The following is an 18,487-nucleotide window of genomic DNA, read 5'->3' as shown; positions in this document are numbered from 1 at the left end:
CGTCGTTCGGCGACCGTCCGTACCGAAAGACCTGCTAGTGCTGTGCTTGGACGTACAGGGTGACTGCCAGGACGTGTTTGCAGGGGCCGCGTTGGCCGTGGTATTTGGCCCACCACAGACAGGTGCAGGTGTAGGGATCGCCCTTGACCCAATGGCGGTGGTTGCCGGACGTGATCGACCAGCCGTTGGCGGATGGTGCGACCGCTCGGTCCTGCAGTAGTTGGCGGGCGTCCTTCAGCCGAGGGTTGTCACCCTCGATCCGTTCGCTGTTCCACGGCAACTCCCGGTGGAACCAGGTGCTTTCGTGCAGGTCGTAGCCCACCTTGCCGGACACGGCCAGGTAGCCGATGCCCGCGTCGACGTCGGCGAGGGGAAGGTCTGTCGTCGCCGCCAGCCGATCGCGATCGATGTCCGGCTGCCAGGCGAGATGTTCGAGTAGTCGGGCGGCAGCGGACGCGGCCGAAGGCGCCGTCAAGGTGGTCAGCAGGCCGCCTTCACCCGAGAAGCCTCGGTACGGTTCTGGGGAGAGCAGCAGCGTCAACCGCGCGCCCGGCAGTTCGAACACCCACGCGCTGGCGTGATCGTCGGAACCGAACACGCGCAGGCGGTGCGTGAAGCGCGCGACCCGCGCCGACGCTGCCAGCCGGGCGGCTCCGGCAAGATGCACGGACCCGGGCGATGGTCGGGTCGACTGTCGCATTCCGCCTGGCGCCGGGAGCAGGTGGTACGACGGACCCGGCGCAGACTTGGGCAGTGAGGCGAGCCATCGAGCCGCCGCCGGTCCGGCGAGCTCGGCCCGCTGCGTCATCCGTGCGGCGAGCACGGGCGTCTCGGCGAAGCCCCTGATCCATCGGTCCGGGAGATCGACCTTCCGTTCGTGGTGGGTCTCGTCGAGCGTCGCCACCGAGAGGCCTTCGGTTCCGACGTCGAGGTGGACAAGCTCGGCGCCGCCGACTCCGGCGAGTGCGGTGCGCAGCGGCTGGTTGATGTCCACGTTGGTGGTCCCGTGCGCGACCTCGCCCGAGTCGATGCCGTCGGCAAGCAGATCGAGCCGGGCGTGGACGCCGTTGCAGAGTGAGAACGCCTCGAACCGCAGCCGGTCGCCCGAGGCGGTGACCACGGGATCGAGGTTGCTGAGGCGGTGGACGAGACCCGCGTCGAAGTACCGGCTGTTGGCCACGTCGGCGACCGCGAGGATGCCGGCCGCGGTCACGTCCGGCCGCGCGAGCATTCCGCTGAAGAACCGCGGCTGCTCGACGAGTCCGCCGGGAGTCGCACCGAGCGCTGTCTCGAGCTCCAGCAGTGCGCTGCGATCGGTACGCCGTACGAGTGCCGAATCAGTGCGATAACCGGCCTCGATCGTCACGCTCTTCCTTCTCCCTGTGCGGCTGCTGCCACGAAAGCGGCTGCCTCCACCCGTGCCTTGCTACTACCCTTCGAGGCCGCCAGCTCCAGGACGGGTTCGGGGATCTGTGGATCGGGGACCGCGCTGACGTAGCGACGCAGTACGCCGTACAGGTCGGCCAGCCCAGCGGGCTTGCGCTCAAGCACCGAAGCCTTGCCGAGCACGGTCATCGCGGTCGGCCAGAGCGGTTGCAGCCCACCCGCGAGAATCAGCTGCTCCCACGAGTGGCCAAGGCGACCGAGACGCAGTACGCCGTCGTTGAGAAGATGCAGACAGCACTCGGTGTACGCCGTGCTGTCCCACCGACCGCGGCCCATCAGCGCCAGCGCTGCTTCCACGGCGACGAGCCGTCGATCCTCGTCGGCGTGGCACAGCGTGGCCGCGATGTCATGCTGGACAGCGAGACCGGGCCCGGGCGCGTATGCCATCATCGGCAGCCAGCGAGGTGGGTGCCGCGCCGCTTGGTCGTACTGCGTCTGCGTCTTGGCGGCCAACAGATCCGGCCAGGCCGGGACGATCCCGAACCCGGTTTCGGCTCTGATCGCCCACTCGTGGTACTCGCGATGGGTATCGCTCGTGTGACCGGCGAGGAGCCCAGGCGGGATGCCTGGGATGAGGCTGATGTCGATCGGAAGCCGGACCGGTTCGACGGTCACGGTTGCTCCGTCATGTCGAGCCACGAGCTTCGGGAGTCCGCCGCCTTCGATCCACTGTCGCAGCAGGTCGACCGCATCTCCGGTGTGTTTCGCCGTACGCCACCTGGATCCCGGGGACCACAGGTCGAGTGACAGTCCGTCGAGTTGGGTCACGCGTTCGGGTGGAGTGGCTTCGAGGCGGAGCAGTGCGAGGAAGAGATCCGTCGGGCCCACCGGCGTACGGCCGTAGCCTTTGAGACGGTCCACGAGGGCGTCGAAGGAGAGTAGGCCGTTCCATTGTGTCGGGGTGCTCAGCAGGTACGGGATCGTGCCGAGTCTGAGGGTCGTCTCGCTGGCGAAGATCTCGTGGACCGCGCCGGTCAGGGACAGGCTGGCGAACTCCCAGTCGGTCGGCGCGTGTACGCCGCTCGCGAATTTGTCGCACAAGGTCTTGTGGGTCTTCGCGGTCACGTCGGCCGCTGCGACTACTGCCCACAGAGCCGACGGCGGGCGCACCCCGTCGCCGAGGCTCTGGTGTGCGGACCAGGCCCAGTAGCGCACCTCTTGCGGCGATCTGGCAGACCAGCGGACGATCGCGTCCCAGAACACCGCGCCGTCAGCGGCCGTCGTTGACCTGATGATCCGGGAGAGAGCAGCGGCCAGCCCAGGCTCATCCGGCTCGATCGTGGCGGCGGGCCCGCTGTCATTGACCGGCAGAGGAGCGGCCCACAGATCAGACACGGGGGTCTCTGCGGCGGCTTCTTGGACGACTCCGATTGCGGTCAGCGCCTTGGTGGCTCGCTCCGCGAACGCCTGGTCGGGTACGTCGGCCGCGACCTTGAGCGCGATCGTCACCGTGTCGGATCCCCACCGGTCGACGGCGTGCGGCCCGGTCAACGCCTTGAGCAGCACGGTCTTCTGGGCCTTCTCCGGACGCGCGAAGATCGTGGCCGCGAGGTCGGGGAGATCGTCGGCGTGAGCGGTTTCGACCGCTGCGGGCAACAGCACGGCGGTCACCGATCCGTGGCTGGTCGCCAGCAACCCCTGGATCAACGGCATGCACTCGGCGAGGTCCGGACCTTTCAGGTCGAGTGCTGCCAGCAACTTCGCGATGCCCCTTTGAGTGCTGGGAGTGTCCTGGCGAGTCAACGCGACAAAGGCGTCGGCCAGAATGCGGGACCGGTCGAGGCGGCCCTCGGCGACCAGGTCGGCGACGGCCGGACCGAGCTCCCACGACGGTACGGCGTGCCGCTCCAGAATCCCGATCACGCCGTGGCCGGCCAATGCGGCTGACAGGGCTTCGGGCAGGACGGGGTCGGCGCGCAACTCCTCGACGAGTGACCCGGTGGGCAGCGGTTCCGGCGTACCGTTGTGACCCTCTTGCCGCCACAACGCCCACTTCATCTCCGACGCTGCCATCGCGTGCAGTTCGGCCCAGGACTTGGCAAAGGCTGGGCCGGTCGGCAGCTCGGCAAGACCGGCCGCGATCAGCGGCCGCGCGAGCCGCGCGATCCATGCAGAAAGGAACCCGTCACCCTTCGCCACCGTGGACGCGGTCTCGAGGAAGGCCACACACCAGTCCCGGCCGCGACGGGAAGCGAGTTCCACCAGTAACTCGTCAGCGGGACCGGAACGCCAGTCCGACGCGAGCTTCGACAGCCACCTCGCCGCCTGCTCCGGCTTCGCCAGCGCGACCGCGAGGGCGCGGAGACAGGCGGCGAGATCGAACTTGGGATAGTGGACTTCCCCGGTCCAGTGCGCCCGACGCGACCGGTACCACGCTCGAGTTTCCTTGCCGGTTCGGCTGGATGCGGGAGCGTGCAGATATGGCACCAGCTCACCCCAGGACCCGGTGGCCAGCAGCCGTTCCAGTTCGTCATACACGGACACGACGGTCACCCTAGCCCGGCGTGATGAGGACTACCGGGTGGTCATCGAGGACTTCACCGGGGATGGGTTCGGGGTGCAGAGTGGTGCGCACGCGTCAGATGAAGGTCGGCACTCGCGAGGAGAGCCCGATGGGGATCGAGCTGAACCACACGATCGTGCACGTGAAGGACCGGTGGGCTGCGGCTCGTGATGTCGGCGGGGTGCTTGGTTTGCCGGAGGCAGGGGCGTACGGTCCGTTCGCTGAGTTGAAGTTGGACAACGGGGCGAGCCTGGACTTCATGGATACCGAGGGCGAGATCCATGGTCAGCATTACGCGTTCTTGGTGAGTGAGGGGGAGTTCGACCTCATCCTTGGCCGGTTGCGGGATGGCGGCCGCCAGTGGTGGGCGGACCCGTTCAAGCGCCAACCGGGGGAGATCAACAACGGTGACGGTGGTCGCGGCCTCTATTGGGAGGGGCCTGACGGGCATTGGCTGGAGATCATCACCCGCCCGTACGGCAGCGGCGCCTGATCTCCGAACTCTGGCCGTGCGCGAAGTGGGAGAGAAACGCCGGCGGCCCGCAATGCTCGGCCTCGCCGGCGACGTCTCAGGCCAGCCAAGAGGCGTAGAAGATCCCGAGCCCAGTCGCGACGAAGACCCCGGCGACGATCCAGAAGCGGATCACTACGGTGACCTCGTCCCATCCCAGGTGTTCGAAGTGATGGTGAATGGGAGCGATTCGGAAGATGCGACGCCCCGTGCCCGTGAGTCGCTTGGTCAGCTTGAAGGAGATCATCTGCAGTAACACGGACATGGTTTCGAGCACGAACAGTCCGGCGATGACGGCCATCAGGAGCTCGGTTCGAGACATGATAGCCAGCCCGGCCAGGGCGCCACCGATGGCGAGGGAGCCGACATCGCCCATGATGATCCGCGCGGGCTTGGCGTTCCACCAGAGGAAGCCGATACAAGCCGCAGCGATGGCGGCCGCGAAGATCGCGAGGTCGAGAGGGTCGCGCACCTGGTAGCACTGTGACTGCACCACAGTGGGCCGCGCGGAGTCGCACAGCTGGTTGTTCTGCCAGACATTCACGATGGTGTACGCGCCGAAGATCAACGCCGAGGCGCCGGCGAGCAGCCCGTCGGCGCCATCGGTGAGGTTGGCCCCATTGGAGGTCGCGGTGACGAGGAACCAGATCAACAGCAGGACCACGATCAGGGGCAGCTTGATACCCCAGTCATGAGTCGTGGAGATGTACTGCGACGCCGGCCTGACACCGCGACCGTCGGCGAAGAACTGCGTGGACAGCACCCCGAAGACGAGCGCGACCAGCGTCTGACCCGCCATCTTGGCCCGGCTACTCAGACCCTGGTTGTTCTGGGTATAGACCTTGATGAAGTCGTCGAGGAACCCCACCACCCCACACCCGAAGAACAGCAACATCAGGAGCCAGGCGTTGGCACTCGGCCACCCGCCGGTCACGATCGTTGCCGTCAAATATGCCGCTGCGGCACTCAGCAGGATCACGAGACCGCCCATGGTCGGCGTACCCCGCTTCACATGATGTGTCCTCGGTCCGTCGTGCCTGATCGGCTGGCCGAAGCCGCGACGGGCGAACCATCCGATGGCGATCCGAGTCCCCAGCAGCGAGCAGACCGTCGCCAGCGCAACGCTCAGGAGTATTGCCCGCATACCATTCAGCCCCCTCGGCCATCCGGGTGGTCGATCCCTTCAAGCAAGAGGGAGTCCCCAAAACATACCGAACATACAGGTCCCCGCAGGCCGCAACCGCAGCCAGAGGACGAACGCGCCCCCGAGCCTCCACCCGCAATGAGCAACTCGAAGCCGACCCCAGCCCGACCCAAGCAGATCAGAGGCCACCTCTGATCGGTAGGCCCCGTGGTGTTGTGGTTCTACACATCCCGGACGGGTGTCTCACGACATGCCGGACTGATGTCTCGGGAGTAACCGGACGGATTGTGGATGCTCGGGCATGTCGAAGGCCCGGTTGGTGATCACGGCGATCGTGGTGGAGAAGCGGTCTGTGGGCGAGGTGGTTGCCGAGTACGGCGTGGCGCGGTCGTGGCTGTATGAGCTGCTGGCGCGGTATCGAGTCGAGGGTGAGGCGGCGTTCGAGCCCCGCAGCCGGCGGCCGAAGACCTCACCGCGCGCTACTGCGGCAGCGACGGTGGAGCTGGTGGTGGCGCTGCGTAAACAGCTGACCGAGCGGGGCCTGGACGCAGGCGCCGACATCATCGGCTGGCATCTGCTGCACCAGCATCAGGTGAAGCTGTCGCGGGCGACGATCTGCCGGATCCTGACCCGGGCCGGCACGGTGGCACCGGACCCCGGCAAGCGGCCCAGGTCGTCGTACCTGCGGTTCGCCGCCGACCAGCCCACGAGTGCTGGCAGTCCGACTTCACCCACTACCGCCTCACCACCCGCGCCGGCCGCTCGGGCCTCGATGTGGAGATCATCAGCTGGCTGGACGACCACTCCCGCTACGCGTTGTCGGTCACCGCCCACCTTCGGATCACCGGGCAGGTCGTGACCACCAGCTTCCGGGAAACCGTTGCAGAACACGGGATCCCGGCCTCGACCCTGACCGACAACGGCATGGTCTACACCACCCGGCTGTCCGGCGGGAAAGGCGGCCGCAACGGCCTCGAGACCGAACTGCGGCGCCTGAACATCGTCCAGAAGAACTCCCGCCCGAAACACCCGACCACCTGCGGGAAGGTGGAGCGGTTCCAGCAGACGATGAAGAAGTAGCTGCGCGCCCAAACCACCCAACCCACCACGATCGCCGAACTGCAGGTCCTGCTCGACAGCTTCGTCGAGGAGTACAACCAGCACCGTCCGCACCGGTCCCTGCCGCACCGCTGCACTCCGGCCACCGCCTACGCGGCCCGGCCGAAGGCCGCCCCGAGCCGCGACCGGACCGGTGAGGTCCATCACCGGGTCCGCACCGACCGCGTCGACGACACCGGCGTGGTCACCCTGCGCGTCAACGGCCGGCTCCACCACATCGGGATCGGGCGAACCCACGCCCGAACCTACGTCCTGCTCCTCATCCACGACCTCCAGACCAGGGTCGTCGACGCCGCCACCGGCGAACTCCTCCGCGACCTCGTCCTCGACCCCAGCCGCGACTACCAACCCACCGGCAAACCACCCAGACCCACCCCAAAAGAAACAGGTGAACCCACGAATCGTGGGTTCACCTGTCCGGGATGTCTTGAGACATCACACGGTAGGCCCCGTGGGACTCGAACCCACAACCCGCGGACTCTGACAAGAATGCACTCATCGTTTGCCATCAATTGCCAAACTTACCCGTAACCTGTGGATTCACACCACCAGGCTTCTCATCGGTCCTGGCGTATAGCCAACGTCGTCCGTTGACGAAGCTGAGTAAAGGCGGACAACTCAGACTGTCGGGGCTGTCGGACAGCCTGAGAACACGACATGGACAGGACGCTGGTCCTCGAGCTCGGCATGCGCTGCGACAGGCACCGGACTGGGGGATGCCGGCATACCCTGCCTGACACTGCGGGACACTCGGGCACTGCGCATGACACCCTGGACGCTCACCGAACATCCTGCTCTACGGCCAACAGCCCAGAAGCCCTTCAGCAATTGCAGGTGGCCATGCGTCCGGTCTGTGCTGAGGCGTCGCGTCGCGGACCATCTGGGCAAACCTGATGGATTGAATCGGTCGCGTCTCAGACTCGTCATGTCATCGCAGCTGACAACTCTCTGCGCCTCGGACTCTGGCTAACCCAACCGAGCTGCGCAGCGGGTGTCGCACGCAGCCATCCACGTTTGCGCCTACTCCGTCCTGGACACCCGAGGCGCAGGTGTTCCGCGCGACGCGCGACGCGCGACGCGCGACGCGCGACGCGCGAGTCTGGTGGAAATGTCCTTGAGAGTCGATAACCTTGGTCATGGTCGGAGAGAAACCTGTCACCGTCAGACCCTTGCTTCGGTGGGCGGGAGGGAAGCGGTGGCTGGTGCCAACTGTGGCCAGGCTGCTCGGCGACACCGAGGTCCAGAACTATCACGAACCATTTGCCGGGGGCGCCTCGGTGTTCTTCGGATTGAACATCAACGCCAAGGCGTACTTGTCCGATCTGAATACAGCTTTGATTGATACTTATCGCCAAGTGCGCGAAGTACCAGAGGACGTCTGGAGGTTCTTGCGGTCCTATCGCAACACCGAAGAGGCGTACTATGCCGCACGATCCGGGAGGCCGCGCCTGCCAGCGTCACAGGCAGCTCGGTTCATTTTTCTCAACCACACCTCGTTCAACGGCATCTATCGCGTGAATCTTGAGGGCAAATACAACGTACCGTACGGATACCGGGATCACTACAATATCCCGTTGCTGCAAGATCTGAAGGCCGCTAGCAAACGCCTCGAACGCACAACTTTGACCGCAGGTGATTTCGAGGCTGCACTCGACAACGTTGGCCCTGGCGATTTGGTTTTCCTGGATCCGCCGTACACCGTCGCGCACAACTTTAACGGCTTCGTCAGATACAACGACAAACTGTTCCGCTTCGCAGATCAGTATCGCCTGAGCGAGATGGTTGACACTCTTCGCGAGAGAGGTGCGTACTACATACTCACAAACGCCGCACACCAGTCGGTCGCTGAGCTCTTCGAGAAGGGCGACCGACGGATCGAAACTAGCCGGAGGAGCGCGGTGGCCGGCAAGAAAAGCAGCCGCGGCCGGGCCACCGAGTACCTATTCACGAATCTGCCTGAGTCATGACGCTACCGCCATCAGGAGCCCCGTTGAGGGACGCGCTGCTATCTCCAAGGAGCATACCGGCTGAAGTTCGAAAAAGGATGTCGCCGGACCACTTCATTACGGTCCAGCCAAGGCAGATTCCCGAGCGTGAAGCCGACGGCTGGGTGATCGACAAGCGGAACAAAAGGTCCGCGCGGATGCGCAAGCCCAAGCTACATGATGTCGCATTTGAAGACCGTGTTTGGGCCGCGTTTGCAAAACTGAACTTCACTTCACTAAACAAGGATCGAGATTTCGCTCTCAGATTCGGGAATGACGCTAGAGAAACGCAGCAAGTCAATGTCTTCGCCGCCGACGACGAGGTCGTACTCGTAATAATATGCAGGTCGTCGGAGACTGTGCGAACAGGGCAGTTCAGGAAAGAACTTGAGACTGTCCAGACGCAGCGGCCGGGGTTCCTGAAGGAGATCAAGAAGGATTTCCCGTACCACAAGGTCAAATTCATCCTTGCGACGAACAATTTTGGCGTGACACAGCCGACTGCTGAACGTATCGAGCAGGCTGATGTCATCCACATGGACGAGGATGTCATCGACTACTACATTGGGCTCGCGGATCACCTAGGGCGCGCTGCGCGCTATCAACTCCTCGGGAACCTGTTTCATGGGACAAAGATTCCGAATCTCGACCCAGAAGTTGTGGCTATCGAAGCTCACATGGGTGGACACAAGTATTACTCTTTTTCAATCGAGCCGGAGCGGCTACTGAAGCTTGCGTATATCTTGCATCGCAATAAGGCAAACTCGACCCTGATGCCGACATACCAGCGGCTGATCAAGAAGACTCGACTAAAGGGCGTCGCGCAGTTTGTTGACGACGGTGGATATTTTCCTAACTCTCTCATCCTGAGTCTGGATTCTGTTGGCAGGGGTTTGAAGTTCGAGCCGTTCCCGAAACACGCAGGTGAGACACGAGCCGGCGTCCTTCATCTTCCACAAACCTTCCGCGCCGCCTACGTCATCGATGGGCAGCACCGCCTGTATGGGTATGCCGACAGCTCGCGCGCAGCCACAGATTTGATCCCGGTCATCGCCTTTGTGAATCTTGAGCGCCCCGATCAGGTTCGGCTGTTCATGCAGATCAACGAGAACCAGCAGGCCGTTCCTAAGAACCTTCGGAACACGTTAAACGCGGACTTGCTATACGATTCAAAAGATCTGCGTGAGCAGATCCGAGCGCTTAAGCTGCACATTGCACAACAACTCGGTGAGGATAAATCCTCTCCGCTGTACGGCCGTATTCAGATTGGAGAGAGTCCGAAGACGGCCTTACGGTGCCTGACGATCGACGCAATCAGCCGCGGCATTGAACGCGGAGGTTTCCTCGGATCGTTCGCTAAGACCGAGGTCAAGGAGGTGGGCTCCTTCTACCGTGGCTCGAACGATGCGACCGCGGGGCCACTCATTGCTTATCTCACACTGGGACTTACATACTTACGCGACGGACTCGATACTCAGTTCAAGCTCGGCAGCGCTGAGGGCGGCTTCGTTTTCATCAATAACGGCATCGAGTCGCTGATCCGGATTCTTGGTGATATCGCCGAACACCTCACGCGGGAGAATGGCTACAATCCACGAGAATCCGCACCACAAGAATTGTTCGATGCGGCACGCCCATACATGGACCCGCTTATCAGTCACTTGGCGTCACTTGACTCGGCGCAGGGCCTGGAGTTTCGGCAAATGTATGGATCGGGTGCTGGCACGAAGTACTGGCGACGTGTGCAGCAGGCAATTAGCATCGCTTGCCCGGACTTCATGCCGGCCGGCTTGGCCGAGTATCTCGAAAGTGAGGAGAAGCAGTTCAACGACGAGTCGCGAGACATGGTCGCGGCATTGGGATTGTTCATGAAGGGCGATATTCGGAAGCGCCTCGAGAACGAATATGGATCCACGTGGCGCAAGGACGGCGTCCCACGCAGGATTATGATCGAAGCCGGGAAACTGGCGGTCGAGAAGAATGCCGATCTAGACGCCGATCATGAGCTTGAGGCGTGGGATTGCCTCTACGTCGTCGACTACCGAGCGATCATGACGCAAAGCCAGGACCTCTGGAAGCGACTCTTCGAAAAGCAGTACACGCGACCGGGCGACGAAGACAAGCCCGGTGGCTGGAGGGCGCGTTCGGATTGGATTCAGCGCCTCAATGATCTGCGCAACGACGTGATGCACGAACGTACGGTCACGTCCGAGGACCACGACTTTCTCGTGACGCTGACCACCTGGCTCATCAAGGGTCAGGCTGACAACGACCTCTGACCGCTGTGGACGTTGCAGCTAGTGTCTTGAGTCGGTGATTCGGGTGCGGCATGCGGCCAGGTGTCGAGGATCTGGTCGGCGGTGCGTTGAACCACCAAGTCATGCCGGTGATCCGACAACAGCTTCACCTCCCGCGCCGATTCGTCCAGCTCCGCGACCGGCAGATTGGGGTGACGCAGCGCGGCCAGCGCCACTGCCTCGGCGTCGATCGGGTCCGACTTGCCCGGCTCCCGGGCCGCGCGGCGGGCGCAAGCCATCAGCCTGGTCGGAATGCGCACCACGCGACATCCGGCCGCGAGCAGCTCGGCTTCCAGGCGGCGAGTGAGATGCCGGCAATCTTCCAGCGCGAAGGCGACCTCATTGAACTTGGCCGACCAGCGGACCAGCTCGAAGTGGCCCTCGCTGTTGGTGAGGACGGTTTTCACTCCCAGCCGGCGACCCACGTCGTCGAGCGCGACGACGGTGCGGGTGCGTTTGTGGGAGTCGGTGCCGATCATGACCATGCCGAGGGAACTCCTGATGTCGAGAGCAGGGAGGGATGCCCGGGACCGCGCGGAGGCGGGCACGCCTCAATCGAGCACGATGGCAGGCTCCTATCAAGCCACATCCCCACGCGCCCTGGGTGCCCTGCGGACCCGCACATCGAGGACAAGCCATCGAACTGCGAGGCAGCAAAGAAACGAGCGAACTCCGCCGGGCAACAAGATCGTGGCATTGACGCGAAGAAGGCCGTTGCCCGCTTGAGGATCTCGACATCCTCGCGCAGCCGCCGGTTCTCCCGCCGCAGTTGCGCGAGCTCGTCCTTCTCGCTCGAGGTCAAACCGCCATCACCGGTTCCGGCGTCGCGTTCGGCCTGCTTCAGCCATTCCCGGACCGCGGTCTCGGTCAGGTCGAAGTCTTTCGCGACCTGACCAACCGACCGGTCGCCACGCTGGCACAGTTCGACGATCTCAGCCTTGAACTCGGCCGTGAACGAACGACGAGGCCGCGGCTTCTTCTTGCCCATGGACTCCATGATGAACATCCTTCCGGAGCAACCGCTCCTGATCTCGGATGTCCGTCAAAATGGGGCAGGCCCAGCCTCGCAGGCGGTGAGTCGCTCAAGTGGCCGACCTGACCGCGCACGGGGAGCAGGCACGAGGTTCTCGTCACGGCCGAGTTCCCGCTGGCTGCACCCGGACGCAACGAGCTTCGCTGGCCAGTTATGGGCTCTCCTTCACCCGCGCCGAGCGCTGCCGTCCAGCCGATCACCAGCGCCACCAGCGCCGGATCGTCGTCCATGCCGGTCACGACTCGGCTGTGATGGCAATTTCGTCGTTGCTTGCCCGCTCGGCCATCGCCGTAGAGAAGTGCTCATGCTGGCCCGTGGGTGACAGGTCGATGGTGACAGCCTGGCGGAGCGCTTCCTGCTCGTCCTTTGGCAGTCCGGTCAGCACCTCGACGAGCTCGGCTTGTCGGGGTTGGCCGATCGTCATGCGGTAGACCGTGGTGGCTTTGACCAGTTCCTGGAGACGGCCGACGTCTCGGCTCATTGGGAGGAGCGGCACGAGGCGTTGGATGGCAGCAGGGCCGGTGAAGATCCACTCTGGCACCATCCCACCCAGGCCATCGTCGCCAAGCTGAAAGAGTGTCGACCACGGATCCGAGGATTTAGCGACCGCCCGGCTTCCGATGAATCTGTAGCCAAGGTTCTTCCGCACGGCGTGGTTCTTGTACCGGTGGACGCGACCCTCGCGTTGCTCCAGATCGACGGGGTTGCCCGGGAGGTTCCAGTGCACGACCGCGTGGGCGTAGTAGTGGAAGTCGAGCCCCTCCTGCCCAACCGACGTGGAGACGAGCACGAATGGCCGGAACGGCGAGTTGAAGGCTCGGCGCACATCCACCGGGTTGTCGCCCTCGGCGGTCTCTCCGCGCGCCTGGCCGAACCGCATGGCGAAGTGCGTACGCAACTCCTCCGTGCGTGGCAGACCGTCCTCGTCCCGCAGATCGAAGTAGTCGGTCTGCATGCTGCCGTCCTTGAGACGGAGGACACGAGAGACCGCGTCGACAACATACGCCACGGGCTGCGGGCTGGCGGCGTCAAGTCGCAGCTGGTCGGGGACAAGGTGGAACCATTCGTCGAGAACGCTTCCGAGTGCTCCGTCGCGGCAGTGCTCGGCGACGTGCGTCCAATAGTCGCCGTCCCGGCTGCGCGGAGCCACCAGCGCGGTGTTCTCGGCATCGTTGAAGAAGCTGAGAAAGGCCCACGCGATTTTGGCTGCGCCGGCATGGAGGTCAGGATCGTCCGGATCGACGCCGAGTCGCGGGGCGATCCGGCGCAAGGCTCGGAACGCGGCCACAGCAGGTCCGGCTATGGCCAGATCGGCCAATCGCCAAGGAAGGTCATCGGGCGGCGGACCCCACTCGTCCGGGAATTCCATCCCCTGATGCAGCGCCTCGAGGTGGTCCACTAGTCCACGCGACTCTCGTTCCTCGTCCTGCCAATCCGTCGGTTGGAGGTCAAGGAGCCCTCGATCCAGGTAGGCCTGCGCCGCGGCGTACCAGATGTTCAGCGAGCGACCGGTCGAGGTCGCCTGTCGGGTGACAGGCCGCAGCTCGTCCGCGATTCTCTCGGCTACCCGTCGACGGAGCGTCATCACGTCTACTGGCAGCACTGCGTCTTCGGTCTCGCCGGCTGCGGCGAGCGGATCACCGAGCTCGGCGAGGCGCCGGCACGGCAGCAGTAGGGCTAGCGTCGTGAACCGCTCACTGGCCGATCGCGAGAGTGCCGGAAGGGTTAGCCGTCCGGTTGCCTGGTGGGCGTTCCGATACGTCACACCTGCTCGGTGGTTCCGGCGCTCGTACTCGAAGCTCACTAGGCCGGCCACGGCCTTGGGTGCGACCGCCCAACCGGAGAAGATGAGCCGCTTCGTGAACGGCTCCGCACCCGCGTAGGCGCCTCGGAGGCTGGTCTGTGGCAAGGTCGGTGGAACCCAGAGCCGCTCGAATGCCCCAGCTGCGGCGAGGTCCTCAATCAGCCAACGTGCCCTCGGGTTGCGCGAGTCGATCCTTCGATAATGGTCGACGTCGTCCCATTCGAGCATGTGTCGGCCCTGTAGCGCCGCTACCAGGTCAGGGTTCTGATCGCGCCAGCCCTTCCGTATCGCATCCTTGACCTTGTACTGGTCCATGAAGTTGACCAGATATGGCGCCGACTTCCAATACTCGACAATGGTCGGGATGTTGTCGAGCGTCTGCGTCACCCTGTCCGTGCCTACGTAAGCAGACACGTCGGCCGGAGTCACCGGGCAGCGAACGTCGCTGCTCACGTCGAGCATGCCGCTTCGGTCCTCCGTCGCGGCCAGTCGCTCGGTGCGCACCATCACGCTGCGCAAGGTCGTTTGGACGCGGTCTCGAGTCGTCGCCAGCCGGACCAGGTCCCGCTCGCCGACCAGTCCGTGGCGGAGTCTCGTCAGGTCGTCTCGGACCTCGTCCAACGCGTTCGCGCGTTCGTTGCCCAGGAGGAACGACAGCGTCCTGGAGAACCCTTCGGCGTGACTCTCATCGTCACCGACGCCCGTGAGCATCTTGTAGGGCGTCGCCGACAACAGAAGCACCCGCGTGGACGGCCGTTCGAACAGCATTTGGGCTAGTTCTCCGTCGTCGCCCACGCCGTCGAGCACGGTGCTGAACCGCTGGAATTCGTCGAGGATGATGAGGTCGGGCGTGAGCTGATCGAAGCACGACTCCGCCAGCGCTCGACACAGCCTACCCACGAGACGTCGCTGCTCTGTCGGGTCCATCCGTCGGCGGCCGTCAGACCAGTACTCGACCTCATCGACAAGGCCCTGCCGCGCCAGAACGTTGTGATAACCGCGCGCCAACTCGGCGGTGATCGGGACACGCTGCGCCTCCGGCAGCGCCGCCTCAAAGCTCCTCGCCCCGAGGGAGAGGAGCGATGTTGCACCGCGGCGGGACATCACGCTCGGTCCGAGGGCACGCTCATGGGAGAGAATATGGAAAAGCATTGCGCGTTCCCGCGCTTGTCCTCCGGCATGACCAAAATTCAAGGATGTCGCCGGGGTGAAGGCGACGAGGTTGACCGGCGTCCTCGAAAGGTGAGCGAGGGCAGCAGGCAACATGGTGATGCGGTCTGCGGCCCGGGTCGGTACGTCGCTCAGCACATTCAGGTCACTGACGTTCTGCCGGGCGATCTGTCCGTTGGAGCAGATATAGACGATGTCGATACGATCGACGTCAGCATCGTCCCAGAGCCGCCGAATGGTCTCCGCGACGACATATCGCGCGATCTTCGTCTTGCCAAGTCCCACTTCGTCAGCAACGAGGAAACGACGCTGGCCACGCTCGAACATCGCCTCGACGACCGTACGAGCAGTCCGTCTCTGGAACTCCTTCAGACCCGATGTCGCAGCTGTCAGCTCGTCGTCCGGGCACGGTCCCCGCAGCCTCACCTGATCGCCCCCTTCCGGGCGGTGTGGACCGCGGCCCAGAGCTCGCGGAAGTCGGACGGCACGATCTCTGCGAACCGCGGCTCAGTCTCCAGCCGGCGGAGTGTTTGCTCGAGCGAGGCCAACCGACGCGGGTGCCGCGATGCCGTTGCCAACAGGTCCTCGAGCACCTTGTCTGCGTCGAGGTTTCCGGCGAACCATCCTCCCGCGCCATCGGCGTCGACGGAATAGCCGCCGAGGGGCCCGAGTCCGAGCAGGGCTGCCAGATAGCGCATGAAATCATCGCGGTTCGCAATGGCGTGGGCTAGCACAGCACCACGCCGTTCTTCGTAGTCATCGCCGATCAGGTGTGCCCGCACCAAAACGCTGCGAGTCTCACTCGGTGCCCGAAGCTGAAGCACGACGAACGGAGTGATCTGGTGAAGAGCGAGACCGTCCCACGTCGCTTCGCCGGATTCGACGGTGGTGAAGTCGGGCTGGCTCAGCAGCCTGGCCTGCATTACCACGTCCTCGGGTGGTTGATACGGGCTGATTCGCAGCGCGGCGCGGATGTGCTCGTGGACCGTGAGCGTCACGGTGATGTCCGCCGATGCCAGGTCGAATGCATGCCCGACCAGCGGCGATTCGTCCTCGGGTGCATCCTTCTCCGGGAGCTCATGGTCCTCGACCAGCCAAGAAAGGTTGTTCTGTTCGGGTTTCCGGCTCAGCACGGCGTCGTACCCGACATCCCTGCGGGAGCCTGTCAGCCGAACCAGCAGCTCCCAGTTCCGGCTCAGCGCCGCGTCCGTCAGATTCGCCGATCCGAGCCACGCTGTCGATCGGTCACCGACGTCTTGGACGAAGATCTTCGCGTGGAGTCCTCGCATGGCCGGACCGAGGTCCACGCCCTCAGCAGAGTCTTCGTCGTCGGCCGTGGCCTCAAACACGGGATCGACGGACTGCTGCGCGTCGAGCACGGCATCCTTGATCCGTTTCACGTCTTCCACCCCGGTCAACGCGCTCGGAACGCCGTCGAGGCTGCCAGCCCGGGAGACGATACCTCGCCAGCTGCTTGCGGTACCGAGGAAATCGACGACTGGGCGATGCGTAAGGAAGGGAGAGATCGCAAGGGCATGATCACATCGCTCGTAGAAAGGGAAGACTCGGCGGCCTGGCCTCAGCGGCACGAAAGCGCCGTCGGTGAATGGCGGGGGAACTGCCAGGCGTGCTCGGCGAGCCGTGTCACGGATGGATCCCACGAGCTCCTGCTGCGCGAGAGTGAGAGGTCGTACGGTTGCACCGGCCACGCCTGCGATGAAGTCGACCAATGGTGCGGCGTCGATGGCCGCAGAGCATTCAGGATCTTCATCCAGCCGCACCAGCACGTCCCAGGCGCGATCGAAGGTCAGGTTCCTGCTCATCACCAGAACGCGGTGTCGCACACGTCCGCGCCCCGACGTGAACCGCACGATCCACGACTTGGGGTGGAACAAGCCCCCGTCCGGTTTGCCTACCTCCACCACAGTCTGCTCGACGAAGGTCAGGGCAGCGCGGTACGCCGGAACCGAAATCGCACCGGCCTGACAGAACAGGATCGTGCGGTCCGCATATCGCCGGATCGTCTCCAGCAGATCGGCACCCTCGTCCTCCTGCTCCGCGAACGATGCCGCCACCGGAACGGCGAGAAGCGCCGACAGATCGAGCGTGAACGTGGTGCCGATCGCGGCGTCGATTGCCATCCCCGGAGGCGGACGCAATGCATCGATCAGCATCGCGGTCTGGTCAAGGCCCAGCATCACCGGACCCCGAATGCGACGGTGGCGGTCCCTAGACCATCGTGGATGTCAGACAGCAGCCGGTTCGCGACCTGCCAGTTGTAGTCGAACCGAAGATAGCCCGAATCCCCCTGCCAAGCACGAAGCCGATCAGTGTGCGTCAACTTCGCCCGTCCTGGCTTCATAGCGTTCTCCCGATTGGTGATCAACCGAGCTGCATCCGCACTCGCCAGCAGATCGTCGGACGAGTTCGCCAGTCCACGCCAGGCTCGGAGGAACCTGTAGGTCTGTTCCCACCGAGTCCGCGCGAGACCTCCGCCGGCCTCGAGTCGCGCGGCCACCCAACTATTGAGCTCGGAGAGCCGCTCCGAGTCGAGGAGCGCGGTCGGAGCTTCTTCCCGCCACTCCCGCAGGGCGTCCGCGTATGTCTCCAGCTGCTGATCCCGCGCGTCTCCATGGTCAGGACGTCGCTGCGCGCACAGATAGTTGTAAAGGATCCGAACGCCGTGCACGAGCTGGTCGAGATCACGACCGAGCCCCATGGCGAGAGCCGCCGGGGCCGGGAATCGACGACTCTCCGGATGGTCCCACACCTGCGGAACGCCGGTTATCCAGGTGTGGCGGCCGGGATCCAGGAGGTAGGCGACGAGCGAGCGCTGATCGGACGGAACGTGGCGTTCCCGGTCCAGAAATCGTTGGCGTAGCCATTGAGCTTGGTCGACAGACAGCCGGAAGCCGGTGAACTGTCCTGCTTGCGGTAGCTCGACCCACCGGTGATCAGGACCGTCCACAGGCTCGTCCTCCGAATGCAGAGCCGACCGTGCGGTCCGCAGCTCGTAGGCCTCGGCGAGGTCGCGACAGTACTGCGTCACCGAACCCGAGCCTCGGAGGATGCCGAGGTTGCGCAAGAGCGGCCAGTAGGCCACGCTCGCCGGCTGCTTCGCGTGTTCTCTGGTGTTCCGGCCGATGATCCCGCGGCCGGCATCCCGATCGTTCCTGTAGTGCTCGGCAAGCTGTGCTGCCAACCTCCCCTCTCCACGGCGTCCGCTGTGCAGCAGCGCCTCCGGCGATCCGCTAGAGGGCAACGACCGGTAGATCTGCGGCAGGAACAGGAGGTACTTGGCGCGCGTGTGCAGCACGCTCAGCCCTGGGTGGAAGACGCCGGCGATGAGGTCCCGCGCCGGCCCCAGCCCGAGCTCGTCAACGGTGCCCTGATTGGCAAGCGCAGCCATCATGAGCTGGACGCGGCGCTGCTGTTCGGCGTCGAAGCTCATCCAGGCGACACGACTTGTCATTGG

Annotated in this window: 13 protein-coding genes and 1 pseudogene; 6 read left to right on the top strand and 8 right to left on the bottom strand. The window is 64.3% G+C overall.

Features of this window, described 5'->3' with window-relative positions:
- Positions 1 to 34 precede the first annotated feature (34 nt).
- Together E0H73_RS41260 and E0H73_RS41255 are read right to left on the bottom strand one after the other, a co-directional pair.
- Positions 35 to 1,366 carry an SWIM zinc finger family protein gene (locus E0H73_RS41260; RefSeq protein ID WP_202867841.1) on the bottom strand — a complete coding sequence of 444 codons (1,332 nt, stop codon included), beginning with the start codon at positions 1,364 to 1,366 and terminating at the stop codon, positions 35 to 37.
- Positions 1,363 to 3,930, bottom strand: a complete 2,568-nt coding sequence (locus E0H73_RS41255) for a hypothetical protein (protein WP_131366000.1) — start codon at positions 3,928 to 3,930, stop codon at positions 1,363 to 1,365. The genes E0H73_RS41260 and E0H73_RS41255 overlap by 4 nt, the downstream gene beginning before the upstream one ends.
- Positions 3,931 to 4,013: 83 nt before the next feature.
- Here E0H73_RS41255 and E0H73_RS41250 point away from each other — a divergent pair, with 83 nt between their 5' ends.
- Positions 4,014 to 4,442 (top strand): VOC family protein, encoded by a 429-nt coding sequence (locus E0H73_RS41250; RefSeq protein ID WP_238164607.1) that lies wholly within the window; start codon positions 4,014 to 4,016, stop codon positions 4,440 to 4,442.
- 76 nt (positions 4,443 to 4,518) lie between these two features.
- Here E0H73_RS41250 and mraY read toward each other — a convergent pair whose 3' ends face one another.
- Positions 4,519 to 5,604: a phospho-N-acetylmuramoyl-pentapeptide-transferase gene (mraY, locus tag E0H73_RS41245; protein WP_131365999.1), complete on the bottom strand. Its 1,086-nt coding sequence runs from the start codon at positions 5,602 to 5,604 to the stop codon at positions 4,519 to 4,521.
- Positions 5,605 to 5,905: 301 nt separating this feature from the next.
- On the opposite strand from mraY, the pseudogene E0H73_RS48680 reads away from it, so the two are divergent.
- The 5 genes and pseudogenes from E0H73_RS48680 to E0H73_RS41230 all read left to right on the top strand — a co-directional run.
- A pseudogene (locus E0H73_RS48680) lies at positions 5,906 to 6,172 on the top strand (helix-turn-helix domain-containing protein); the annotation flags it as partial.
- Complete coding sequence (locus E0H73_RS46790; RefSeq protein ID WP_337590348.1) at positions 6,172 to 6,684, top strand: DDE-type integrase/transposase/recombinase; 513 nt, start codon at positions 6,172 to 6,174, stop codon at positions 6,682 to 6,684. The pseudogene E0H73_RS48680 and the gene E0H73_RS46790, both read left to right, overlap by 1 nt.
- Complete coding sequence (locus tag E0H73_RS48545; protein WP_202867848.1) at positions 6,685 to 7,254, top strand: integrase core domain-containing protein; 570 nt, start codon at positions 6,685 to 6,687, stop codon at positions 7,252 to 7,254. It begins immediately after the preceding gene.
- Positions 7,255 to 7,859: 605 nt separating this feature from the next.
- On the top strand, positions 7,860 to 8,690 hold the full coding sequence (locus E0H73_RS41235) for a DNA adenine methylase (protein WP_131365997.1): 831 nt from the start codon (positions 7,860 to 7,862) through the stop codon (positions 8,688 to 8,690).
- Between the two features lie 23 nt (positions 8,691 to 8,713).
- Positions 8,714 to 10,987 carry a DGQHR domain-containing protein gene (locus E0H73_RS41230; protein ID WP_202867837.1) on the top strand — a complete coding sequence of 758 codons (2,274 nt, stop codon included), beginning with the start codon at positions 8,714 to 8,716 and terminating at the stop codon, positions 10,985 to 10,987.
- Here E0H73_RS41230 and E0H73_RS41225 read toward each other — a convergent pair.
- From E0H73_RS41225 to E0H73_RS41205, 5 genes are all read right to left on the bottom strand, one after another.
- Complete coding sequence (locus tag E0H73_RS41225) at positions 10,966 to 11,490, bottom strand: IS110 family transposase (protein ID WP_131365993.1); 525 nt, start codon at positions 11,488 to 11,490, stop codon at positions 10,966 to 10,968. The genes E0H73_RS41230 and E0H73_RS41225 overlap by 22 nt on opposite strands.
- Positions 11,481 to 11,993 carry a transposase gene (locus tag E0H73_RS41220; RefSeq protein WP_165556070.1) on the bottom strand — a complete coding sequence of 171 codons (513 nt, stop codon included), beginning with the start codon at positions 11,991 to 11,993 and terminating at the stop codon, positions 11,481 to 11,483. Before E0H73_RS41220 ends, E0H73_RS41225 begins: the two co-directional genes overlap by 10 nt.
- A 280-nt stretch (positions 11,994 to 12,273) precedes the next feature.
- A complete protein-coding gene (locus E0H73_RS41215) occupies positions 12,274 to 15,438 on the bottom strand; it encodes a helicase-related protein (protein ID WP_238164605.1) in 3,165 nt (1,054 codons plus the stop codon).
- Entirely contained in the window at positions 15,435 to 17,210 is a 1,776-nt protein-coding gene (locus E0H73_RS41210) for a phospholipase D-like domain-containing protein (protein WP_131365987.1), read from the bottom strand. Before E0H73_RS41210 ends, E0H73_RS41215 begins: the two co-directional genes overlap by 4 nt.
- Positions 17,210 to 18,484: a DUF6361 family protein gene (locus E0H73_RS41205; RefSeq protein ID WP_131365985.1), complete on the bottom strand. Its 1,275-nt coding sequence runs from the start codon at positions 18,482 to 18,484 to the stop codon at positions 17,210 to 17,212. Before E0H73_RS41205 ends, E0H73_RS41210 begins: the two co-directional genes overlap by 1 nt.
- Between the last annotated feature and the right edge of the window lie 3 nt (positions 18,485 to 18,487).

Source organism: Kribbella pittospori (genome assembly GCF_004331465.1).
In the GTDB taxonomy this organism is placed as follows: domain Bacteria; phylum Actinomycetota; class Actinomycetes; order Propionibacteriales; family Kribbellaceae; genus Kribbella; species Kribbella pittospori.
The sequence above is the reverse complement of the archived record's forward strand: the minus strand, read 5'-3'. Positions and strand labels throughout refer to the sequence as shown.